The sequence below is a fragment of the Achromobacter sp. SLBN-14 genome, assembly GCF_006715415.1.
In the GTDB taxonomy this organism is placed as follows: Bacteria; Pseudomonadota; Gammaproteobacteria; order Burkholderiales; family Burkholderiaceae_B; genus Achromobacter; species Achromobacter mucicolens.
Genome location: NZ_VFNE01000001.1, coordinates 14,044 through 36,103 on the forward strand (window position 1 = coordinate 14,044; position 22,060 = coordinate 36,103).

Genomic DNA, 22,060 nt, shown 5'->3' on the forward strand with positions numbered 1-22,060 from the left:
GCCTGTCCCCCACGAGATTGCGCGGAACCGCGCACTTGTATGGCGTGGAAACGGCACCGCTCGATCGGGCCCGGGTTCTGGCGTTAGGTTGCGGCTCGGGCGACGGTCTGTTGCCATTCGCCATGGCCTATCCCGATGCACAGGCGGTGGGCGTCGACCCCTCTGAAGCGCTCATCGCGCAGGGCGCAGCGGTCGCACAAGGCATGGGGTTGACCAACCTGACCCTGTGCGTAGGCAACCCGGGCGACCTGGGCACTCAACTGGGGCTGTTTGACTACATCATTGTCAGCGGGCTGTATGGGTACCTGCCGCCGGACAGCGCGCAAGAGCTGCTGACCGTCTGCGCCAACCTGCTGTCTCCGAAAGGGCTGCTGTATCTGGACAGCCCCGTGTATCCGGGCGCGAAAAGCCTGGACGTTGTCCGCGACGCGATCATGCTTCACGGGCATGCGGCACAGACGGAGGCGGAACTGAAGCAAAGCGCGCTGGCCGCGTTGGCGCTGTTCAAGGACGGCATGTCAGCCTCCAACCCGCAACGCTCCCAGCTTGCGGCTGCCGCGGCGCATTTTGAAAGCACCCTGGTCGCCGGTCCAGCCACTGCCGGCCCACAACGGAACCCCCTGGCCAACACCGGGTGTTACTTCGTCGAACTTGCCGGGCGCGCCTCAACAGCCGGACTGGCTTACGTCGGCGACGCCAGGCCCCTGAGCGAGATTCCGCTCAATTTCGGTCAAGGCGTATCCCTCAATCACAGTCTGCTGACCATGGGGCAGCCGGCCACCGTTCGCCAGCAATATCTGGACTTCGCAACGGGCCGGGCTTTCCGGCAATGCCTCTGGGTTGTGCAAGATCGGGCTGGCGACATCCTGGCTCAGCCCGATCTGACCCGCCTGCAGCACCTACGTTTCGCGTCCGGCCTGACGCGGCTGGCTGGCAACAGGCCCGAGCCCGGCGTCACTTATGTCAACGGGCTGGACCGCGGCCTGACCACCGCCGATGCCGACTTGATCGCCGTGGTGGATGTACTGTCCCACGCGTGGCCCGCTTCGCTGCCCTACACGACGTTGCTGGCGGTATTGCTGCACAAGAACCAGTGGGATGACGCCACGGGACGCAAGGCGCTGGAAAAATGCCTGCGGCAGTTGCTTGAAGAGGATCTGCTGCACTATTGCCTGGAAACAAGTCCCTACGAGCGGACCGACGACGCCCCGCTGCGACTATTGCCTTGTCTCGACCTGGAAAAGCAGGCCGAGCCCGCCGTCCCTTGGCCGACGTTCAATCTGTGGCATGAACGGGTCCGCCTGGCCATCTCCGACACTCAGGCGGCCATCCTGCGCGCCATGGCTGCCGGCCTTGCGCCACAGCAGGCCAAGCTGAATGAAACGCCGGTGGAATTAGGCGAAGTCGCGTCGACGCTTGCGCTGATAAAGCGTTGCGGATTGGCCGAGGGGTCGTCCCGGGCATGGTTCAACCTGCTCCATGCGGTACTGGTCGACACCAATCGCAAGGCGCCCGTGTTCGGGCTGTATGTCGTTGCCCAGGCGCTTCGAAATCTGCAGGCCGGGCTACTCACCCAAAGTGGGCACCAGCCCAATCCCGGCCCGGCCATCATCCCCCAGGCCAGGCAATTGCACGAACTCATGACGCGGCAGGCTTACCTGGAGGCCGAGGTCATAGCTCGGCGCCTGACCAAGACCGCGCCGAAATTCTGGGATGCGTGGGAGGCCTTGGCCATAACGCTTCTTAGCACGGGGCGCGTGCCCGAGGCGGTACTGCCCGCCATGCGCATGATCGAGCTTGCGCCCGCAGACGCCCAGAGCTACATCGTTCTGGCTGTCGCCATGGCGCGCCTGGGACGCACGGCCGAATCCATCGCCGCCGGACGTCGCGCCGTCGAGCTGGCGCCCGCCAGCGCGGAAGCACATGCCGCGCTGGCAAGTGGATTGGCGACCGAACGGCGCTACAAGGAAGCAGAAGAGAGCAACCGGACCGCCCTTTCACTGGATCCCATGCATCGCAAGGCATGGATCAATCTGGCAAAGACGCTGATCGACGCCGGCGACGCCAGCGCCGCCGAAAGGGTGCTCCAGGAAACGCTGGTCCGGTTCCCTCAAGACATAACCGCCCGCAACAACCGTATGTTCACGTTGAACTACTGCGTCGACAAGACGGCGGAGGAGATTTTCGATGCCTACCGGGCCTATGATCGCGACGTGGGCGTGCCGCTTCGGAAAACCTGGCGTGAACACAAGAACCCGAAGATGGCGGGCCGGCGGCTGAAGATAGGCTACGTCTCCCCCGACTTCCGCAAGCATTCCGGCAACAACTTCCTTGAGCCCGTTCTCATTCACCACGACCGGCAGGCATTTGAACTAACGGCCTACGCGGAACTGGATACTGAAGACGAGGTCACCACGCGCCTGCGCACCTATTTCGACCACTGGGTTCCCACCCTGAAGCTCACGGATTCGGAGCTTGCAGAAAAAATTCGTGCGGACGGAATCGACGTCCTGATCGATCTGGCCGGCCATACGCAAGGCAACAAACTTAGCGTTTTCGCACGCAAGCCCGCGCCGGTGTCGCTGTCCTGGATGGGTTATGGCTACACCACGGGCCTTTCAGCCATTGACTACATCGTCATGGACGATGTGATGGCCCCGGTTGGCTGCGAACATCTCTTCTCCGAAAAGATATGGCGCTTGAAGCCAGGCTGCCCGTACCGGCCCGGAGACTCGATGGGCGCGGTCAACGAACTTCCCGCCCTGTCGGGCGAAGGCGTCACCTTTGGCACATTGTCCCGGGCGATCCGGATCAACCACCGCACCATTCGGACGTGGGCCGCGATCCTGCGACGGTTGCCTTCCGCCCGCCTGGTCATCAACAGCGGCAGCTACCGCGACGCGGCCATGGCCGATGCGCTTGCGGCGCGATTCGAAGCGCAAGGCGTTAGCCGCAACAGGCTCCTGATCGGCTTCAACAGCCCCCCCTGGGATGTGCTCAGGGGCATCGACATTGGCCTGGACTGCTTTCCCCACAATTCGGGCGTCACGCTGGTGGAGTTCATCCAGATGGGCGTGCCATTCGTCTCGCTGGCGGACCGCCCCAGCGTCGGTCGCGTGGGCAGCTCGATTCTCAGCACTATCGGGCATCCGGAATGGATCTGCGAAACCGAAGACGAGTATGTCGAGAAGGCGGTGTCGTTGGCAACGGATCTGCCGGCGCTGGCCGACATCCGCAGAAACCTGCGGCAGGACATGCAGAACAGCGCGCTCATGGACGAAGTCGGCTTCACCCGGCGGTTTGAGGCCGATCTCAGGAAAATGTTTACTCAATGGTGTGAGACCAAAGCATGAAAGCCATCATCCTCGCCGGCGGATTGGGGACGCGGATTTCGGAAGAATCCCAAGCCCGCCCCAAGCCAATGATCGAAATCGGCGGACGCCCTATCCTGTGGCACATCATGAAAACCTATTCCGCCTATGGCGTGAATGACTTCGTGATCTGCTGCGGCTACAAGGGCTACATGATCAAGGAGTACTTCGCTAATTACTTCCTGCATATGTCCGACGTCACCTTCGACATGGCGGACAATCGCATGGAAGTGCACCAGCGCAAGGCCGAGCCCTGGCGTGTCACGCTCGTCGACACAGGCGAAACGACCATGACCGGTGGCCGCCTGAAGCGCGTCGCCGACTATGTCAAGGAAGAAGAGGCGTTTTGCTTTACGTATGGCGACGGAGTTTCCGACATCGACATCGGCAAACTGATCGCCTTTCACCGCAGCCACGGCAAAGCCGCGACGGTGACGGCGGTTCAGCCTCCCGGACGCTATGGCGCCTTGCGCCGCGAGGGCGACTTGGTCACCGGCTTCACCGAAAAGCCGCGTGGCGATGGCGGACTGATCAATGGCGGCTTTTTCGTCCTGTCGCCTAGCGTGCTGTCGCTGATCGAAAACGACGATAGCCCCTGGGAGGGTGTTCCCTTGGAGACGCTCAGCCGTCAGGGCCAGTTGCAGGCGTACGAGCATTTGGGCTTTTGGCAGCCGATGGATACGCTGCGAGACAAGAACCAGCTTGAACAGCTATGGGCCCAAGGAAATCCTCCGTGGAAGAAATGGGCCTGAACCCTTTCGGCGGCGCTTACAAAGGCGCGCGTGTGTTTCTCACGGGGCATACCGGCTTCAAGGGGAGCTGGCTGGCGGCGTGGCTCGACCAGCTTCACGCACAGGTGACCGGCTTGTCGCTCGCGCCCTCCGGGCCGTTAAACCATTGGAATCTTCTGCGGACCCGGACCACGGACTTGCGCGGAGACGTCCGGGATGCCGAGACCGTCGTCAGCGCCATGGCGCAGGCGCAGCCCGAGATCGTTTTTCATCTGGCCGCGCAGACGCTCGTGCGTGAGTCCTATGGCGATCCCCTGAATAGCTGGTCTACGAACGTCATGGGCACGGCGAACGTGCTGGAGGCATGCCGTCGCACGCCCAGCGTGCGGGCCGTGGTGATCGTCACCACCGACAAGGTCTATGCCAACCGCGAATGGCATTGGGGATACCGCGAGAACGATACGCTGGGAGGCCATGACCCCTACAGCGCTTCCAAGGCCGCCTGCGAAATCCTCGTGGACAGTTATCGCAGATCATTCTGGAACGCCAGCACGCCCGTGCTGATTGCCAGCGTTCGCGCGGGCAACGTCATCGGTGGCGGAGACTGGGCTCAGGACCGCCTGGTTCCCGACCTGGTCAGGGCCGTGTACGACGGCCGCGCGCTCGACGTCCGGTCCCCGTCCGCCACTCGGCCTTGGCAACATGTGTTGGATTGCCTGTCCGGCTACCTGATGCTGGGCCAGCGGCTCCTGGCCGGCGATCCCGCGTTTTCGGCAAGCTGGAATTTTGGCCCGGCAGCTGAAGACAACCGCAGCGTCGCCGAGTTGCTCGGCCGGCTCGCTCAGCACTGGCCCGATCTGGCGTGGAAAGCGCAACCGTCGTCCGGTCCTCACGAGGCAGGTCTGCTTTTGCTGGACTGCGCGAAGGCGCGCCAATCCTTGGGATGGAGGCCGGCATTGCCGCTTGACGAAGCCCTTGAGATGACAGCCGATTGGTACCGCCGACACCATGAAACAGGCTCGGCAAGCACGTCCGAGCAATTGCGGCAGTATGTCGAGCAAGCGGCACGTGCCGGTTGCCATTGGGTGCAGGCGTGAACATCATTCCGACTCCCCTCGGCGGCGTATTCGTCGTCGAAACCCGCACGCTTTCGGATTCGCGCGGAGCATTCACACGCCTTTTCTGCGCGCAAAGCCTGGCAGATCTCATGGGCTCGCGGCAGATCGTCCAGATCAATCATTCCCGGACAAGCCGCGCCGGCGCGGTGAGAGGCATGCACTTCCAGCGCCCGCCCCATGCCGAGATGAAGCTTGTACGTTGCATCCGGGGCCGGGTGTGGGATGTCGTGGTGGATCTGCGCGCGGACTCTCCCACATTCATGCAATCGCACGCCCAGGAACTGGACATGGCCTCCGCTCGCATGCTGGTCATTCCCGAAGGTTGCGCCCATGGATTCCAGGCGCTTGAGCCGGACAGCGAGCTGATCTATCTGCATACCGCGTTCTACACCCCTTCAGCCGAAGGCGGCCTGCGGCATGACGATCCCGCGCTGGCCATCCGATGGCCGCTTGAGCCGATCGATCTGTCGGAAAGAGACAGGTCGCACCCGCAGCTCCCAGACGATTTTGCAGGAATTCAAGTATGAAGTGCCGCCATTGCGCCACCCCTTTGCAGCAGACGTTTGTGGATCTGGGCGCGGCGCCGCCTTCCAACGCCTACCTGACCGAGCAGGATCTGGCCAAGCCGGAGACATACTATCCGCTAAAGGTTCGCGTTTGCCATGCCTGCTGGCTCGTGCAAACGGAAGACTACACGCAGGCAGAGGCGCTGTTCACCAAGGACTACGCCTATTTTTCGTCGACGTCCGCAAGTTGGCTTGCCCACGCGGCCAGCTACAGCGGCATGGCAATCCAGCGGTTTGGCCTGAACGCGCAAAGCCTCGTTATCGAGTTGGCCTCCAATGACGGCTACCTACTGAAGAATTTCGTGGCCGCCGGTATCCCCTGCCTTGGCATCGAGCCCACGGCCAGTACCGCCGACGCAGCCGAGACCGTGGGTGTGCCGGTCCTGCGCGAGTTCTTCGGACACGAATTGGGTAAACGGCTGCACACTGAAGGACGACAGGCCGATCTGATCGCGGGAAACAATGTCTACGCGCATGTTCCCGACATCAACGACTTCACGCGAGGCATGAAGGCCGCACTGAAACCCGGCGGAACCATCACTCTCGAATTTCCGCACCTGCTGCGTCTGCTTGATCACACGCAGTTCGACACAATCTACCACGAGCACTACTCGTATTTGTCGCTCTATACCGTAAGCCGCATATTCTTGGCCTGCGGGTTGCGCATCACGGACGTGGAGGAACTGCCGACCCACGGAGGCAGCCTGCGCGTCTACGGATGCCATGCTGAGGACCGACGCGCGGACAGCGAGGCGGTCGCCCGAATCTTGCAGGCAGAAGCGCACGGAGGATTGCAGGATCCGCAGGCTTATCTGGACTTCCAATCCCGCGTCGAACAGATCAAGAACCGCTTCATTGAATTCCTGATCGCCCAGAAGCGGGAGGGAAAGTCCGTCGCTGCCTACGGCGCTGCCGCCAAGGGCAACACGCTGCTGAACTATGCCGGCATCAAGCCGGATCTGCTGTCCTTCGTGTGCGATGCCGCGACCTACAAACAGGGAAAGTATCTGCCCGGCAGCCGTATTCCCGTTCTGACGCCCGCGGCGCTAAGACAGGCGCGACCCGACTACGTGGTGGTGTTCCCGTGGAACATCGTCGATGAAATCGTCAGCCAGAACGCGTACATCCGAGACTGGGGTGGAAAGTTCGTGACCGCGGTGCCCACCCTGGAAATACGATGAACGCTCGCATCCATTACACCAAGCCGTCAATCACGGACCTGGAGGTCGAATACGCGGCTGACGCGGCCCGCCATGGGTGGGGCGAGCGTTGTTACGAGTACCTCGGCCGCTTCGAACAAGGTTTCAAGTCGCATATCGGCACGCAGTACGCCATTGCCACGTCCAGCTGCACAGGCGCCCTGCACATCGGCATGGCCGCGCTGGGCATCGGAGCGGGCGATGAAGTCATCATGGCCGATACCAATTGGATCGCCAGCGCCGCACCGATCGTCCACCTTGGCGCCAAACCCGTCTTCGTCGATATCCTGCCCGATTCATGGTGCATCGATCCCGAGCAGGTCGCGGCGGCGATCACCCCGCGCACCAAAGCCATCCTGGCGGTACACCTGTACGGCAATCTTTGCGACATGGACCGATTGCTTGCCATTGGCGAGCGGCATGGCATTCCTGTGATCGAGGACGCGGCCGAGGCCATCGGCTCATCCTACCGCGGCAGGCGCGCGGGCAGCATGGGCGTGTTCGGCACCTTTTCGTTCCACGGAACGAAAACGCTGACGACCGGGGAAGGCGGCATGTTCGTCACCAGCGACCCAGCGCTCTATGAGACGGCGGTCACCTTGTCGAACCATGGCCGGCACGCCAAGCAATCCAAGCAATTCTGGCCGGATCTGCTGGGATTCAAGTACAAGATGTCAAACATCCAGGCGGCAATCGGGTGCGCGCAACTGGAACGCATCGAAGCGCTGATTGCCGGGAAACGGCGGGTGTTCGACGCATACCGGGCAGCGCTGGGCGACCTGCCGGGCGTGACCATGAACCCGGAGCCCGCCCACGTGCGCAACGGATACTGGATGCCGACTGCGGTGTTTGGACGCGAGCTTGGCATCACCCGCGAACACCTTCAAGACGCTTTAAATCCGAACGGCATCGACGCACGGGTATTTTTCCACCCGCTCTCGAGCCTGCCCATGTTCGACCCCTGCCCGCGCAACGTGAACGCTTATGACATCCCGCAGCGCGCGATCAATCTGCCCAGCTACCACGACATGACCTCAGACGACATCGATCGCGTCGCGGCGACCATACGGCGAATGCATTCGGAGGCCCGCGATGGAAGCTGGCCCGCGTAAGTCGCAGACCTGCCTCGTAGTTTCCCAACCCATGTATTTCCCATGGATCGGGATGCTCGAGCAGGTCCGATGTAGCGACATCTTTGTCTATTACGACGATGTGCAATTCTCCCGCGGCGGATTCTGCAACCGTGTACAGATAAAGACGAAGGACGGAACGCGCTGGTTGACGATTCCACTGCCGGGGCAGAAACTCGGCCAGAACATCAATGAAGTGCTGCTCGACAAAAGCGCCAATTGGCAACGCAGCCACCTCGAGCAGTTGCGGCAGGCATATGCCGCGGCTCCCTTCAAGAACGACATGCTCGATGTCGTCGACAGTGTATTTGCGCTTCCAAGCAGGACGCTAGCGGATCTGACGCAGGCCTCGATGGATGCCTTGATCCGGTACTTTCCTGGCCTCGGGGAGAATAAGCGCATCTTGCGGTCTTCGGCGCTGGACATCCCGGGCGCGAGCACGCAGCGGTTGATCGATCTCTGCAAAAACCTCGGCGTCGACAAATACGTGACAGGGCACGGCGCGCGCAATTACCTCGATCACGAAGCGTTCGAGGCAATAGGCGTCTCGGTCTCTTACATGGACTATGGACTGACGCCATATCCCCAGCTTCACGGTGAGTTCACGCCCTATGTCAGCGCGTTGGATTTGATCGCAAACCGTGGGCCCGCGGGCGCGGCGGAGATTGGTACGCAGACCTGCCCATGGCGCGAATTTCTGGACCGGGCCAAACGCATACCCGGCAAAACATGAAAAACGACTTGAACGCAGTATCTTCCGAGTACCGGCCAAATGGCGCCACGGAAATCGAGAACAATCTGATTCTCAACTGGTACCCCCACCGGATCATTGATCGGTTCGGCCGCGCCCGCTCGCTGTTGGAGTTGGGACTTGGCCACGGATACACCTCCCGCATCTTCGCAACCGCGTCGGACAATCACATCATTGTCGACGGCGCGAGCATGGTGATCGAGCAGTTCCAACAGAACACGCCCGATTTCAAAGGCCAGATCGTCGAAGCGTACTTCGAGGATTTTGTCCCTGACCGCCGATTCGACATTATTGTCATGGGCTTCATTCTGGAACATGTGGAAGACCCTGACCTGATCCTGCGGCGTTATCGGGAATACCTTGAACCCGGCGGGCGAGTCTACGTGGCCGTGCCCAACGCAAAATCGATGAACCGCCGGCTGGGACTGGAACTGGGACTTATCGATGACATCTACAGCTTGAATGCTAACGATGTCGCACTGGGTCATCAAAGACAATACTGCAGGGAAACCCTCGGGGCGGCAGTGCGCCAGGCGGGTTACCGCATCACGCACGAAGAGGGAATCTACCTCAAGCCGTTGCCGTTGAACGTGCTGAAGACGCTGCCGGATTTTGATGCCAACCTTCAAGCCATGCTGAAGGTGGGCGTCGACTTTCCGGATTTGTGCGTCGCGCTGCTGATGGAACTGGAAGTTCAATGAACACGAACGACATCGGCTCCCCGCGGCAGCCGGATCGCCCCATGCGCAGTTTGACGGTGGCAGTCACCGGCGTGGGCGCGATCATCGGGCAAGGCATCGTAAAGAGCCTTCGGCAAAGCCGATATGCGCCGCGGATTATCGGCATCGATCGCAGCGCGAACTCTCCGGGGCCACGCCTTTGCGACGCCTTTGAACAAAAGCCGGATGCCCCCGAGGACAGCCAGGCCTATCTCGATTACTGGGCTCGCATCGTCCTTACGCATGGTATCGATCTGATCCTGCCGGGGCTCGAACTGGACATGACATTCCTGGACGCGCATCGCCAGTTTTTTTCAACCCTTAACGCCAAATTGGCACTCAACAATGCCGAGCTGATTCACGCAACGGCCGACAAATGGGATTTTGGCCAGGAACTGATCGCGATAGGATACCCGGCAATTCCCTCGGCACGCCCCAGTTCCTGGGCGCAGGCAATCGAAGAACTGGGTCCGGCACCGCTGCTGCTCAAACCCCGCCGGGGCAATGGATCGCGCGGGATCGTCCTGCTCGAGGACGAGGCCGACTTTGATTATTGGCGCAAGAAAGCCATCGCGCCGTGGATGCTGCAACGCGTGGTGGGAAGCGCCGACGAAGAATATACGGTCGGCGTCTTCGGTCTGGGCGATGGACGCCAGCTGCAGCCATTGATTTTTCGGCGGCGCCTGTCCAGCGCGGGCAACACGCTTGTGGCCGAAGTCGTGCGCGAACACGCTGTCATCGGCGCCGCAACGGAAAGGCTGTGCCAGCATTTTCAGCCGCTGGGCCCCACGAACTTCCAGTTTCGAGTCGAAGCTGGCACGGCGTACTTACTGGAAATCAACCCGCGCTTTTCCAGCAGCAACTCACTGCGCTCGGCCTTTGGCTTTAACGAGGCCGAGATGGCGATACAGCTGTATCTGCTTGGAATGGAGCCAACCGCGCCGCGCATCACCGCGGGCAAGGCATGGCGGTACACCGAGGACTTCGTCACGCATGCTGGCCATACTCTCTGACATCCATGGCAATCTTCCCGCCCTGCAGGCGGTGGTTGCCGATGCGACGGCGCGCGGTTGCACGCAATTCATCTCGCTGGGCGATGTCGCGGGCTATTACGCGCAACCCGGCGAATGCATCGACTTGCTGCGCGACTTGGGCGCCCCCAACGTGCTGGGCAACCACGACAGCTACATCACCCTTGATCAGAACTGCCCGCGCTCCCGCGTGGTCACCCAGATCATCAACTACCAGAAAGCCATACTCCGCGCAGACCAGGTCGACTGGCTGAAAGGCTCGCACGACTTCATCCGCGCAGACGACTGCTTATTCGTACACGGTGGCCCGGAAGACCCCCGCGACCAGTATCTGTACACGATATCGCGCGACAAGATTCCGCCCGATGTGCGCCTGCTGTTTTCCGGGCATACCCATGTGCAGGTGCTCGCCGACTTCGGTGAACAACGTTACTGCAATCCGGGGTCCACGGGCCAGCCACGGGACGGCGACAATCGCGCAGCCTATGCGACGCTCGATGCCGACCAAGTCATGCTGCACCGGGTGTCCTACGACATCGACCGAACCGCTGCCGCCATGAAAGCCGCGGGCTTCGAGCCGTTCTGCTATGAAAACCTCTACCAAGGCGCGCAGATCGGTGGAAGAGTCGACAGCGTCAAAATCATCTAGACCACACAGAATCAAGATCATGGACGCGATTACACAATTCAAGAATGAAGTGCAGGGCAATATCCAGCGCCTCGGTGAAGACAAGGCATTGGCCGCCGACACGCTTGCCTGGATGATCAAGGCAGGCACGTCTGGCGCATACACCTACAACTTCCAGTGGCTGGGACGCCCCATCATCCAGTACCCGCAAGACATCCACGCCATGCAGGAAATCATATGGGCCACTCGGCCGGATGTGATCGTCGAAACCGGCATCGCCCACGGAGGCTCGTTGATCCTGAGCGCGTCGATGCTTGCGATGCTGGATTACTGCGACGCCCAGATAAACCAGACCCCCCTGTTGCCCGGGAAATCCAACCGCCGGGTCATTGGCGTAGATATCGATATCCGTGCGCACAACAGGCAAGCGATCGAAGCGCATCCCATGAGCCATCTGATCGGGATGGTCCAAGGGTCCAGCATTGCCTCCGACGTCGTCCAGCAGGTCCATGACCTCGTGGGAGATGCCAAGCGCGTATTGGTGTGCCTTGACTCCAATCACACGCACGACCATGTCTTGGCGGAACTTGAAGCCTACGCCCCGTTGACGACCCCCGGGAGCTACTGCGTCGTATTCGATACGGTCGTTGAAGACATGCCCCCGGAACTTTGCGCGCACCGTGCGTGGGGCAAGGGCAATAGTCCGAAGACTGCCGTGCAGGCATGGCTGCCCCTCAATCAGCAGTTTGAACAGGATTTCGCCCTGCAACATAAGCTGCAGATCACCGTGGCGCAGGATGGTTTCCTGAAGCGAGTCCGCTAGCGCGACGCATAGGGAGGGAAATGCCCCCCGTCCCACGTGCGGACCGCAGCGCAGAACGCCGCGCGACACGGTTACGAGCGTGTTCCCTCCTGCACGGCACGGGCGCATTGGGCCCGCAGCGCGTCCGGCTGCGGGCCTGCCGCTTCACTTGCCTTCCGTCCTGGCGCACCTTGGCGCCCCCAAGGTGACTCGCACACGGCTGTGATGGGGGCATGCGCCAACTGCCTGGCTAATCCCGCCAATGGCGCCAATTTCCCTCCCTATTCTGCTGTTCCCCCCGGTCGACTTACTTCATAATTGCCTCCGCACGTTTGTATCTATATTTTTCACAAGATGACCGCCACGCCTCCCGATCCACTCGCTACGCAGCACGACGGCACGCCGGATCCAGATGACCAGGGGCCGGCGGACTTGCAAACCTTGCGTCTGCGTGAAGAAAACCGCGCCTTGCGGGAGTTGCTGGCTGCGCAGGTGCAGGCTTCCCTGCCCCGCAACGAGCCCGGGTGGTTCAAGCGTTTGTGCTGGTGGCTGATATCAGCGCCGGGTGCGGCACTTGTGGGGTGGCGTGGTCTGTTTGGGCGCGACGACGCGGAACCCATCACGCGCCGACGCCTCGGATGCGCAACGGTGACCGTGCTTTATACCCTGGCCATCTACGGCGCCCTGGTATTGCTCGTTGTGTCGTGGAATTCCCCGAACACGGCGACATCGGGCGCGACATCCGCCAGTCCGGTGCGCGTGCCGCTGACGCCGCAGCCGCCCTTGTCGCCCGGATTGGATGCTGCCGGCAACGGTGCCGCACCAGTACCCGGCGATGCGCAAACGGAACGTCCTGCCGACGCGGCGCCCTCCACGGGCGCGCCATCAGCGCCGGCGCCTTCTGCCAAACAGGAACGCGTCACAGCCCCTGCTTCCTCGGCCGCCCCCGCTTTGGCGGGGCCGCAGCCCACACTGCGCATCACCGAGATTCCCGCGCCGGATCCGATGGCGTGGGTCGCCGCACTCGATGGAGAGCTCGCGCAGTGTGCAGAACGCGGTTTCTTTGAACGTCCCGAATGCGCATGGGCGGCCCGCAAGCAGTACTGCGAACCCAATCAAGGCTGGGGCAAAGTGAAGGAGTGTCCGGCGCAGCCGTAGTGCGTCGGGGCGAGCCTGTCACATGCCCGCCACGTACGCGCGCCACAATGCAACACGGCCCGCGATCATTGCGAAATGTTTTGCATCATTCGAACGGCGTGCCCCATAATGCGAGTTGCTTCGGCCGTTGACCCGGCCTCACATCACCAGGACACCTAGACCATGGATGCTTCCGTCAACAACACCGTCAATTCCGCCCTGGCCCTGCGCGACGCGAATCTCATGATGGAAGTGCAGGCATCGGTCACGAAAAAAGCGATCAACGCGCAAGCCGACTCGGTCGCCACGCTGCTGCAGTCGCTGCCGGTGCTGGCCATCGACGGCACGCTGGGTTCGCGCATCAACACCCACGCCTGAATCCCTGCCGCGCGGCAATCGGCCGCAACGCACTGAACGCAGATCAGCCGCCCACGGGCGGCTTTTTCGTGGCCGGACAGGACGGGCCGGGGTTTCAGACATCTGCGCCAAAGCTCGTTTTCGATAGCCGTGGACGCTGCGTCGCTTACCCCAAGGTGACCGTTCAATCCCCCGGCTTGCGCCCCAACCCCACAAGCAGCTTCGCCAGCAACCCATCCAGCTGTGCCTGCTCCTTCTGGGTCAACGACGCCAGTGCCTGCTGCTCATTCGCCACGTGCATCGGCAGCAGCTTGTCGATGAGCGCCAGGCCGGCCGGGGTAAGCCGCACGAGCGTGCTGCGCCGGTCGTTGGGCGATGGTACGCGTTCGATGAGGCCCTTGCGTTCCAGGCGGTCCAGGCGGCTGGTCATGGCGCCTGACGACAGCATCAGGCCTTCATGCAGGTCGGTGGGCGTCATGGCGTAGGGGCTGCCAGACCGCCGCAGCGTGGCGATGACGTCGAATTCGCCTTGATGCAGTTCGAATTGCGCGGCCAGGGGCAGGAACCAGTTGCGCTCCAGCAGATGCGTGGCTTGCAGCAGACGCCCCACCAGCGCCATCACGTTGGCGTCGATGTCGGGCCGCTCGCGCTGCCATTCTTCCTGCGCGCGCCTTGCACGGTCATTCATGGTTGTCTCGGCGTAAAGCTATTTGCGTTGGCAGCAATGATATCCCGTTGCCGGACGCACGATGTCGTCTATATACTTCGACATCAAATAACTTGATGTCGAGATATCCATGACGCGCGTAAGGTTACGCCCCTTGTTTGCCATCGTCGCCATCGTGGCCGTGGCGCTGAACCTGCGGCCGGCCCTGGCCGCCATCGGGCCGTTGCTGGACATGATCCAGGCGGCCACCGGCGCAACCAATACGCAGGCCAGCCTGTTGACCACCTTGCCCGTATTCGTGATGGGCGTCTGCGCGCTGGCGGGTGCACGCATTTCGGGGTGGTTGAATGAGCGGATCGGGATCGCGCTGGGCGTGGCGCTGGTGGCCGTTGCTTGCGCGGCGCGCTTCGTCGGGACGCAGACCTACGGGCTGCTGCTGACGGCGGTGCTGGCGGGGGTCGGCATTGCGCTGGTGCAGACTTTGCTGCCTGCCTTCATCAAGCGCAATTTCGCGCATGACATGGGTCGCGTGTTTGGCTTGTACACCACCGGCATCATGGCGGGCGCGGCCGTGGCGGCGGCCAGCGCTGCGGGGCTTGCAGGCAGGTTCGGGTGGCCCGCCGCATTGGCCTTCTGGAGCGTACCCGCCCTGCTCGCACTGCCGCTGTGGCTCAAGGCCGCGCAAGGTCGAGCCGACGCGTCATCGCCCCTTCACCGCACAGCTCGCGTGGCGCCGCGCAGCTTCTGGCGCAATCTGCGGGCGTGGGAGCTGATGCTGTTCTTTGGCATCGGCACCGGGGCCTACACGCTGGTGCTGGCGTGGCTGCCGCCGTTCTATACCAGTCTCGGCTGGGAGCCTTCCGCCGCGGGCTTTCTGCTGGGCGGCCTGACGCTGGCCGAAGTGATGGCGGGTCTGGCCGTGTCGGCATGGATCGGCAGGTTTGCGGATCGCCGCAAGCCGCTGGCCGCCGTATTAACCATGCTGATCTGCGGACTGATATGCCTGATCCTGGCCCCCCTCAAGCTGGCGCTGCTGGCGTGCCTGCTCCTGGGCATCGGCATCGGCGCGCTCTTTCCGTTGTCGCTGATCGTGGCGATGGACCACCTGGACGATCCCGCGCAAGCGGGAATGCTGGCGGCTTTCGTGCAAGGCGGAGGCTACTTGATTGCAAGCTTCATGCCGTTGCTGGCGGGCGTCCTGCGCGATCGGTTTGCGAGTTTGACCGAGGCATGGATCGTGATGCTGGCCGGCGCGGTCGTGCTGCTGGCGCTGGCAATGCGGTTTTCGCCCGCCTCGTATCGGCGGATCGGCGCCGGATAAACAACGCACGCATCCACAACGCACACACGAAAAAAAGCGCCGCCCCCTCAAAAAGGGGCGGCGCTTTCTGTTGCGATCGCGGCAAGCCGCGGCGCGTTACTTCTTTTTCATCGGCGGCAGGTCGGTGCAGACGCCTTCGGCGACTTCCGCGGCCATGCCCACCGATTCGCCCAGGGTCGGGTGCGGGTGGATGGTCTTGGCGATGTCGACGACGTCGGCGCCCATTTCCACGGCCAGGGCCAGTTCGCTGATCAGGTCGCCCGCGTGGGTGCCCACGATGCTGCCGCCCAGGATGCGATGCGTCTCGGCGTCGAAGATGAGCTTGGTGAAGCCCTCGTCGCGGCCGTTGGCGATGGCGCGGCCGGAGGCAGCCCACGGGAACACACCCTTCTCGATCTTGATGCCCTGCTTCTTGGCTTCGTCTTCGGTCAGGCCAACCCACGCCACTTCCGGATCGGTGTAGGCCACCGACGGGATGACGCGCGCGTCGAAGAAGGACTTCTGGCCGGCGGCCGCTTCGGCGGCGACGTGGCCTTCATGCACGGCCTTGTGGGCGAGCATGGGTTGGCCGACGATGTCGCCGATGGCGAAGATGTGCGGCACGTTGGTGCGCATCTGGCGATCGACCTCGATGAAACCGCGGTCGGTCACGGCGATGCCCGCCTTGTCGGCGCCGATCTTCTTGCCGTTGGGGCTGCGGCCCACGGCCTGGAGCACCAAGTCGTAGCGCTGCGGCTCCTTGGGCGCGCCCTCGCCTTCGAAGGTGACGTAGATGCCGTCCTTCTTGGCCTCGGCGCCCACCGTCTTGGTCTTCAACATGATGTTGTCGAAGCGGTAGGCGTTCTTCTTCTGCCACACCTTGACCAGGTCGCGGTCGGCGCCCTGCATCAGGCCGTCCAGCATTTCCACGACATCCAGGCGCGCGCCCAGCGTGGAGTACACCGTGCCCATTTCCAGGCCGATGATGCCGCCGCCGATGATGAGCATCTTCTTGGGCACTTCACGCAGCAGCAAGGCGCCGGTGGAGTCCACGATGCGTTCGTCCTGCGGCAGGAACGGCAGCTTCACCGACTGGCTGCCGGCAGCGATGATGGCCTGCTTGAAGCGCAGCGTCTGGGTCTTGCCGTCGGCGCCCTTGACCGTCAGGTGGTTGGCGTCGGCGAACTCGCCCACGCCCGTCACCACGGTGACCTTGCGGGCCTTGGCCATGCCGGCCAGGCCGCCGGTCAGCTTGGCGACCACGCTGTCCTTGTAGCCGCGCAGCTTGTCCAGGTCGATCTTGGGCTCGCCGAAGCTGATGCCGTGGGCAGCCAGTTCGCGCGCTTCGTCGATGATGGCAGCGTTGTGCAGCAGCGCCTTGGACGGAATGCAGCCCACGTTCAGGCAGACGCCGCCCAGCGTGCTGTAGCGTTCGACCAGGACCACGGACAGACCCAGGTCGGCAGCGCGGAAGGCGGCGGAATAGCCGCCAGGGCCCGCGCCCAGCACCAGCATGTCGTATTCGCCGTCAGCCGAGCCGCTGTAGGTGGCGGCGGCGGGCGCTGCAGCCTTGGCGGCGGGCGCGTCGGCCTTGGGGGCTTCCGGCTTGGAAGCGTCCTTAGCGGCCGGCTTGGATTCGGCCTTGGGAGCCTCTTCCTTGGCGGCGCCGGCGTCAGCACCCGAGGCCGCTTCCACTTCCAGCACGACCGCGCCTTCGGCGACCTTGTCGCCGACCTTCACGGCGATGGACTTGACCACGCCGCCTTGCGACGCCGGGATTTCCATCGAGGCCTTGTCGGATTCGACCGTGATCAGGCTCTGTTCCGCCTTGATCGTGTCGCCCACGGCCACCAGCACCTCGATGACTTCCACTTCCTTGAAGTCGCCGATGTCCGGCACTTTGATTTGAACGGTATTGCTCATAGGGCTCCCCGTTTACAGCGCGATGCGGCGGAAGTCGGCCAGCAACGCACCCAGATAGGCGTTGAAGCGCGCGGCCGAGGCGCCGTCGATGACGCGGTGGTCGTAGGACAGCGACAGCGGCACCATCAGGCGCGGCACGAACTGCTTGCCGTCCCAGACGGGCTTGTGCGAGGAACGCGACACGCCCAGGATCGCCACTTCCGGCGCGTTGATGATGGGCGTGAACGAGGTGCCGCCGATGCCGCCCAGCGACGAGATCGAGAAGCAGCCGCCCTGCATTTCGGCGGGCGAGATCTTGCCGTCACGCGCCTTCTTGGACAGGTCGGTCATTTCCTGGGCGATCTGCAGGATGCCCTTTTTGTCGGCATCGCGGATCACCGGCACCACCAGCCCGTTGGGCGTGTCGGCCGCAAAACCGATGTGGTAGTACTGCTTGAGCACCAGGTTGTCGCCGTCCAGCGAAGCGTTGAACTCGGGGAATTTCTTCAGGGCCGCGACCACGGCCTTGATCAGGAAAGCCAGCATCGTGACCTTGATGCCCGACTTCTCGTTTTCCTTGTTCAGCGTAACGCGCAGCGCTTCCAGGTCGGTGATGTCCGCTTCGTCGTTGTTGGTGACGTGCGGGATCATGACCCAGTTGCGGTGCAGGTTTGCGCCCGAGATCTTCTTGATGCGCGACAGCGGCTTGGCTTCGATCGGGCCGAACTTGGTGAAGTCGACCTTCGGCCACGGCAAGAGGCCCAGCGCGGCGCCATCGGCGGAACCGCCGGCAGCGGCGGCCGCCGGGGCAGCCGACAGGGCCTGCTTGACGAAGCCGCGCACGTCGTCCGCGGTGATGCGTTCCTTGGGACCGGAGCCCTTGACCTTGGAGAGGTTCACGCCCAGTTCGCGCGCAAACTTACGCACGGACGGCGAGGCATGGGGCAACTGGCCGGGCTTGAGGTTGGCGTCTTCCAGGGCGGCGGCGGGCGCCGGGCGCGCGGCCGGCGCCGACGAGGCGGCGGCCTCGGCCTTCGCTTCCGCCTTGGCGGCCGGGGCGGCGGCTTCGGACTTGGCGGCCGGGGCGGCAGCGGCTTCCGCGCCGCCTTCCACCACCACCACGACCGAGCCCTTGGCGACCTTGTCGCCCACCTTGACCTTCACTTCCTTGACCACGCCGCCTTGCGAGGCCGGGATCTCCATCGAGGCCTTGTCGGACTCGACGGTGATCAGGCTTTGCTCGGCCTTGATGGTGTCGCCGACCGCGACCATGACTTCGATGACTTCAACTTCCTTGAAGTCGCCGATGTCCGGCACTTCGATCTCGACCGGGCCGCTGGCGGCAGCCGGGGCCGAGGCTTCGGCCTTGGACGCGGCAGCGGCGGCCTGCTTGGGTTCTTCCTTGGCAGCCGGCTTGGACTCGGCCTTGGGGGCCGCTTCCTTGGCGGCGCCAGCGTCCGCCTCGGCCGCTTCCACTTCCAGCACGACCGCGCCTTCGGCGACCTTGTCGCCGACCTTCACGGAAATGGACTTCACCACGCCGCCCTGCGACGCGGGGATCTCCATCGAGGCCTTGTCGGATTCGACCGTGATCAGGCTTTGTTCCGCCTTGATCGTGTCGCCCACGGCAACCAGCACTTCAATGACTTCCACTTCCTTGAAGTCGCCGATGTCGGGAACCTTGATTTGCACGATGTTGCTCATGTCTCTTTACCCTCAGGCGTATTGCGGGTTGGCTTTGTTCGGATTGATGCCGTACTTCTTGATGGCTTCGGCCACCTTGGCGACCGGCACCTTGCCTTCGTCGGCCAGCGCGCGCAGGGCGGCCACGACGACAAAGTGGCGATCCACCTCGAAGTGCTCGCGCAGCTTGGCGCGGAAATCCGAGCGGCCGAAACCATCGGTGCCCAGCACCTTGTATTCGCGGCCCTTGGGCACGAACGGACGGATCTGGTCCGCAAAGAGCTTCATGTAGTCGGTCGACGCGATGATCGGGCCTTCCGTCTTGGCCAGCTGTTCCGTGACGTAAGCGACCTGCGGCTTCTTCTCGTCGGGGTGCAGCATGTTGTGGCGTTCGGCGTCCAGACCGTTGCGGCGCAGCTCGGTGAAGCTGGTAACGCTCCAGAGGTCCGAGGCGACGTCCCAATCGGCGGCCAGGAGTTCCTGCGCGGCCATGACTTCGCGCAGGATCGTGCCCGAACCCATGAGCTGCACGCGGTTCTTGCCCTTGCCGTGGGACTTGAGCTTGTACATGCCCTTGATGATGCCTTCCTCGTCGCCCTTGGTCAGACCGGGCTGCGGGTAGTTTTCGTTCATCACCGTCAGGTAGTAGTAGACGTTTTCCTGGTCTTCCACCATGCGCTTCAAGCCATGCTGGATGATCACGGCCAGCTCGTGGCCGAACGTCGGGTCGTACGAGACGCAGTTCGGGATGGTCGAGGCCAGGATGTGGCTGTGGCCGTCTTCGTGCTGCAGGCCTTCGCCGTTCAGCGTCGTGCGGCCGGCGGTGCCGCCCAGGAGGAAGCCGCGCGCCTGCATGTCGCCGGCGGCCCAGGCCAGGTCGCCGATGCGCTGGAACCCGAACATCGAGTAGTAGATGAAGAACGGGATCATGATGCGGTTGTTCGAGGAGTACGACGTGGCCGCCGCAATCCACGAGCTCATCGCGCCCGCTTCGTTGATGCCTTCCTGCAGGAGCTGGCCGTCGGCCGACTCCTTGTAGTACATGACCTGGTCCTTGTCGACCGGGGTGTACTTCTGGCCTTCCGGCGCGTAGATGCCGATCTGACGGAACAGGCCTTCCATGCCGAAGGTGCGCGATTCGTCGGCCAGGATCGGCACGACGCGCGGGCCCAGTTCCTTGTCGCGCAGCACCTGGTTCAGGATGCGCACGAAGGCCTGGGTGGTCGAGATTTCACGGCCTTCCGCGGTGGGCTCCAGCACGGCCTTGAACGCGTCCAGCGCGGGGGCCTTGAGCTGTTCGTCGGCCTTGGCGCGGCGGCGCGGCAGGTAGCCGCCCAGCGCGGCACGGCGCTCGTGCAGGTACTTCATTTCGGGCGAGTCTTCGGCCGGCTTGAAGTACGGCAGATCGGCCAGTTTGTCGTCCGGGATGGGGATGCCGAAGCGGTCGCGGAATTCGCGGATGGAGTCGAGTTCCAGCTTCTTTTGCTGGTGGGTCGGGTTCTTGGCCTGGCCGACGTGGCCCATGCCGTAGCCCTTGATGGTCTTGGCCAGGATGACGGTGGGCTGGCCGGTGTGGTCGCTGGCCGACTTGAAGGCCGCATACACCTTGTGGGGATCGTGGCCGCCACGGTTCAGGCGCCAGATGTCCTCGTCGCTCATGCGCGACACGGCTTCCAGCAGCTTGGGGTGCTTGCCAAAGAAGTGTTCGCGCACGAACTTGCCGTCGTTGGCCTTGTACGCCTGGTACTCGCCGTCGACGGTTTCTTCCATGATCTGGCGCAGGATGCCTTCCTTGTCGTGCGCAAGCAGCGGATCCCAATAGCCGCCCCAGATCAGCTTGATGACGTTCCAGCCCGAACCGCGGAAGTCGCCTTCCAGTTCCTGGATGATCTTGCCGTTGCCGCGCACCGGGCCGTCCAGGCGCTGCAGGTTGCAGTTGATGACGAAGATCAGGTTGTCCAGCTTTTCGCGGGCCGCCAGGGCGATGGCGCCCAGCGATTCGGGTTCGTCCATTTCGCCGTCGCCGCAGAACACCCAGACCTTGCGGTTGCTGGTGTCGGCAATGCCGCGGGCGTGCAGGTACTTCAGGAAACGGGCCTGGTAGATGGCCATCAGCGGGCCCAGGCCCATCGACACCGTCGGGAACTGCCAGAAGTCCGGCATCAGCTTCGGATGCGGGTACGAGGACAGGCCCTTGCCGTCCACTTCCTGGCGGAAATGGTTCAGCTGGTCTTCGGTCAGGCGGCCTTCAAGGTAGGCGCGGCCATACATGCCGGGCGAGGTGTGGCCCTGGAAGTAGACCAGGTCGCCGCCGTGGCCTTCGTCTTCAGCGTGCCAGAAGTGGTTCTGGCCGCAGCCGATCATGGTGGCCAGCGAGGCGAACGACGCGATGTGGCCGCCCAGGTCGCCGCCATCGGGCGGGTTATGCTTGTTGGCCTTGACCACCATGGCCATGGCGTTCCAGCGCACGTACGAACGGATGCGCGATTCCAGCTCCAGGTTGCCCGGGTGCGCCGGCTCCAGGCCGGGGGGAATCGTGTTGACGTAAGCGGTATTGGGGGAGAACGGAATGTGAGCGCCGGAGCGACGGGCTTCGTCGATCAGGCGTTCCAGCAGGTAATGGGCGCGCTGCGGTCCTTCGCGATCAAGGACGGCTGCCAGGGCTTCGAGCCACTCCTGGGTTTCAAGGGTGTCTTCGTCGTTGGCGGCCTGCACGGCGCCAGCCTGGGCGTTAGAGGACATCGTGTGTCTCCTGTTGGGGTTCGTTCGTGACCACAAACCGCTTATTGATCTGCTCGCGGACATTGCATGGTAGCCGGGATCATCCGGGCTACCATGTGATGAATGGGGTCGGGGCGTTCTAAGGACCTGCCAGGGGCGGTTTCCCTGTCAGGCGGCATTCTAAGAAAGAAGATTAACCGGTCGCAAGGAAAATTTCATGTTGCGGTACGGCATTTCATAATACGGA

At 63.0% G+C, this 22,060-nt stretch carries 18 protein-coding genes; 14 read left to right on the plus strand and 4 right to left on the minus strand.

Annotated features, from left to right (window positions below):
• Positions 1-44: 44 nt before the first annotated feature.
• The 13 genes from FBY20_RS00070 to FBY20_RS00130 all read left to right on the plus strand — a co-directional run bounded on the left by FBY20_RS00070 (position 45) and on the right by FBY20_RS00130 (position 13,561).
• The gene (locus FBY20_RS00070; protein WP_235512623.1) at positions 45-3,353 is read left to right on the plus strand and encodes a bifunctional class I SAM-dependent methyltransferase/glycosyltransferase; all 3,309 of its coding nucleotides are present in this window, start codon (positions 45-47) and stop codon (positions 3,351-3,353) included.
• On the plus strand, positions 3,350-4,123 hold the full coding sequence (gene rfbF, locus FBY20_RS00075; protein ID WP_056316548.1) for a glucose-1-phosphate cytidylyltransferase: 774 nt from the start codon (positions 3,350-3,352) through the stop codon (positions 4,121-4,123). The genes FBY20_RS00070 and rfbF overlap by 4 nt, the downstream gene beginning before the upstream one ends.
• Positions 4,114-5,199, plus strand: coding sequence for a CDP-glucose 4,6-dehydratase (rfbG, locus tag FBY20_RS00080; protein ID WP_174245457.1), 1,086 nt, complete (start codon positions 4,114-4,116; stop codon positions 5,197-5,199). Before rfbF ends, rfbG begins: the two co-directional genes overlap by 10 nt.
• Complete coding sequence (locus tag FBY20_RS00085; RefSeq protein ID WP_056316543.1) at positions 5,196-5,747, plus strand: dTDP-4-dehydrorhamnose 3,5-epimerase family protein; 552 nt, start codon at positions 5,196-5,198, stop codon at positions 5,745-5,747. Before rfbG ends, FBY20_RS00085 begins: the two co-directional genes overlap by 4 nt.
• On the plus strand, positions 5,744-6,967 hold the full coding sequence (locus FBY20_RS00090; RefSeq protein WP_056316541.1) for a class I SAM-dependent methyltransferase: 1,224 nt from the start codon (positions 5,744-5,746) through the stop codon (positions 6,965-6,967). Before FBY20_RS00085 ends, FBY20_RS00090 begins: the two co-directional genes overlap by 4 nt.
• Positions 6,964-8,097 (plus strand): DegT/DnrJ/EryC1/StrS aminotransferase family protein, encoded by a 1,134-nt coding sequence (locus FBY20_RS00095; RefSeq protein ID WP_056316538.1) that lies wholly within the window; start codon positions 6,964-6,966, stop codon positions 8,095-8,097. Before FBY20_RS00090 ends, FBY20_RS00095 begins: the two co-directional genes overlap by 4 nt.
• A gap of 31 nt (positions 8,098-8,128) precedes the next feature.
• Complete coding sequence (locus FBY20_RS00100) at positions 8,129-8,848, plus strand: WbqC family protein (protein WP_200952152.1); 720 nt, start codon at positions 8,129-8,131, stop codon at positions 8,846-8,848.
• Positions 8,845-9,567, plus strand: a complete 723-nt coding sequence (locus FBY20_RS00105) for a bifunctional 2-polyprenyl-6-hydroxyphenol methylase/3-demethylubiquinol 3-O-methyltransferase UbiG (RefSeq protein ID WP_056316533.1) — start codon at positions 8,845-8,847, stop codon at positions 9,565-9,567. The genes FBY20_RS00100 and FBY20_RS00105 overlap by 4 nt, the downstream gene beginning before the upstream one ends.
• On the plus strand, positions 9,564-10,598 hold the full coding sequence (locus FBY20_RS00110; protein WP_056316531.1) for an ATP-grasp domain-containing protein: 1,035 nt from the start codon (positions 9,564-9,566) through the stop codon (positions 10,596-10,598). The genes FBY20_RS00105 and FBY20_RS00110 overlap by 4 nt, the downstream gene beginning before the upstream one ends.
• Positions 10,579-11,265 carry a metallophosphoesterase gene (locus FBY20_RS00115; protein ID WP_056316528.1) on the plus strand — a complete coding sequence of 229 codons (687 nt, stop codon included), beginning with the start codon at positions 10,579-10,581 and terminating at the stop codon, positions 11,263-11,265. The genes FBY20_RS00110 and FBY20_RS00115 overlap by 20 nt, the downstream gene beginning before the upstream one ends.
• A gap of 19 nt (positions 11,266-11,284) precedes the next feature.
• Positions 11,285-12,067 (plus strand): cephalosporin hydroxylase family protein, encoded by a 783-nt coding sequence (locus FBY20_RS00120; protein WP_056316526.1) that lies wholly within the window; start codon positions 11,285-11,287, stop codon positions 12,065-12,067.
• 411 nt (positions 12,068-12,478) lie between these two features.
• The gene (locus FBY20_RS00125) at positions 12,479-13,204 is read left to right on the plus strand and encodes a hypothetical protein (RefSeq protein WP_369818490.1); all 726 of its coding nucleotides are present in this window, start codon (positions 12,479-12,481) and stop codon (positions 13,202-13,204) included.
• 162 nt (positions 13,205-13,366) lie between these two features.
• Complete coding sequence (locus FBY20_RS00130) at positions 13,367-13,561, plus strand: putative motility protein (protein WP_056316520.1); 195 nt, start codon at positions 13,367-13,369, stop codon at positions 13,559-13,561.
• A 163-nt stretch (positions 13,562-13,724) separates the two neighbouring features.
• Here the strand turns inward: FBY20_RS00130 and FBY20_RS00135 are convergent, their stop codons facing one another.
• On the minus strand, positions 13,725-14,228 hold the full coding sequence (locus tag FBY20_RS00135) for a MarR family winged helix-turn-helix transcriptional regulator (RefSeq protein WP_056316517.1): 504 nt from the start codon (positions 14,226-14,228) through the stop codon (positions 13,725-13,727).
• A 109-nt stretch (positions 14,229-14,337) separates the two neighbouring features.
• Here FBY20_RS00135 and FBY20_RS00140 point away from each other — a divergent pair, with 109 nt between their 5' ends.
• Positions 14,338-15,528, plus strand: a complete 1,191-nt coding sequence (locus FBY20_RS00140; RefSeq protein WP_174245373.1) for an MFS transporter — start codon at positions 14,338-14,340, stop codon at positions 15,526-15,528.
• A gap of 96 nt (positions 15,529-15,624) precedes the next feature.
• On the opposite strand, the gene lpdA is transcribed toward FBY20_RS00140, so the two are convergent.
• Genes lpdA through aceE form a run of 3 tightly spaced genes read right to left on the minus strand, consistent with a single transcriptional unit; the run spans position 15,625 to position 21,834 of the window.
• Positions 15,625-17,430, minus strand: coding sequence for a dihydrolipoyl dehydrogenase (gene lpdA, locus FBY20_RS00145; RefSeq protein WP_142049177.1), 1,806 nt, complete (start codon positions 17,428-17,430; stop codon positions 15,625-15,627).
• Positions 17,431-17,442: 12 nt separating this feature from the next.
• On the minus strand, positions 17,443-19,113 hold the full coding sequence (gene aceF, locus FBY20_RS00150; protein WP_142049180.1) for a dihydrolipoyllysine-residue acetyltransferase: 1,671 nt from the start codon (positions 19,111-19,113) through the stop codon (positions 17,443-17,445).
• 12 nt (positions 19,114-19,125) lie between these two features.
• Positions 19,126-21,834 carry a pyruvate dehydrogenase (acetyl-transferring), homodimeric type gene (gene aceE / locus FBY20_RS00155; protein ID WP_056316508.1) on the minus strand — a complete coding sequence of 903 codons (2,709 nt, stop codon included), beginning with the start codon at positions 21,832-21,834 and terminating at the stop codon, positions 19,126-19,128.
• Positions 21,835-22,060 lie beyond the last annotated feature (226 nt).

What these genes read in the sequence shown, in the direction of transcription:
- rfbF (WP_056316548.1), top strand. Translation starts at nt 3,350, where the DNA reads ATGAAAGCCATCATCCTCGCCGGCGGATTGGGGACGCGGATTTCGGAA.
- rfbG (WP_174245457.1), top strand. Translation starts at nt 4,114, where the DNA reads ATGGGCCTGAACCCTTTCGGCGGCGCTTACAAAGGCGCGCGTGTGTTT.
- FBY20_RS00090 (WP_056316541.1), top strand. Translation starts at nt 5,744, where the DNA reads ATGAAGTGCCGCCATTGCGCCACCCCTTTGCAGCAGACGTTTGTGGAT.
- FBY20_RS00095 (WP_056316538.1), top strand. Translation starts at nt 6,964, where the DNA reads ATGAACGCTCGCATCCATTACACCAAGCCGTCAATCACGGACCTGGAG.
- FBY20_RS00100 (WP_200952152.1), top strand. Translation starts at nt 8,129, where the DNA reads ATGTATTTCCCATGGATCGGGATGCTCGAGCAGGTCCGATGTAGCGAC.
- FBY20_RS00105 (WP_056316533.1), top strand. Translation starts at nt 8,845, where the DNA reads ATGAAAAACGACTTGAACGCAGTATCTTCCGAGTACCGGCCAAATGGC.
- FBY20_RS00110 (WP_056316531.1), top strand. Translation starts at nt 9,564, where the DNA reads ATGAACACGAACGACATCGGCTCCCCGCGGCAGCCGGATCGCCCCATG.
- FBY20_RS00115 (WP_056316528.1), top strand. Translation starts at nt 10,579, where the DNA reads ATGCTGGCCATACTCTCTGACATCCATGGCAATCTTCCCGCCCTGCAG.
- FBY20_RS00120 (WP_056316526.1), top strand. Translation starts at nt 11,285, where the DNA reads ATGGACGCGATTACACAATTCAAGAATGAAGTGCAGGGCAATATCCAG.
- FBY20_RS00130 (WP_056316520.1), top strand. Translation starts at nt 13,367, where the DNA reads ATGGATGCTTCCGTCAACAACACCGTCAATTCCGCCCTGGCCCTGCGC.
- FBY20_RS00135 (WP_056316517.1), bottom strand. Translation starts at nt 14,228, where the DNA reads ATGAATGACCGTGCAAGGCGCGCGCAGGAAGAATGGCAGCGCGAGCGG.
- FBY20_RS00140 (WP_174245373.1), top strand. Translation starts at nt 14,338, where the DNA reads ATGACGCGCGTAAGGTTACGCCCCTTGTTTGCCATCGTCGCCATCGTG.
- lpdA (WP_142049177.1), bottom strand. Translation starts at nt 17,430, where the DNA reads ATGAGCAATACCGTTCAAATCAAAGTGCCGGACATCGGCGACTTCAAG.
- aceF (WP_142049180.1), bottom strand. Translation starts at nt 19,113, where the DNA reads ATGAGCAACATCGTGCAAATCAAGGTTCCCGACATCGGCGACTTCAAG.
- aceE (WP_056316508.1), bottom strand. Translation starts at nt 21,834, where the DNA reads ATGTCCTCTAACGCCCAGGCTGGCGCCGTGCAGGCCGCCAACGACGAA.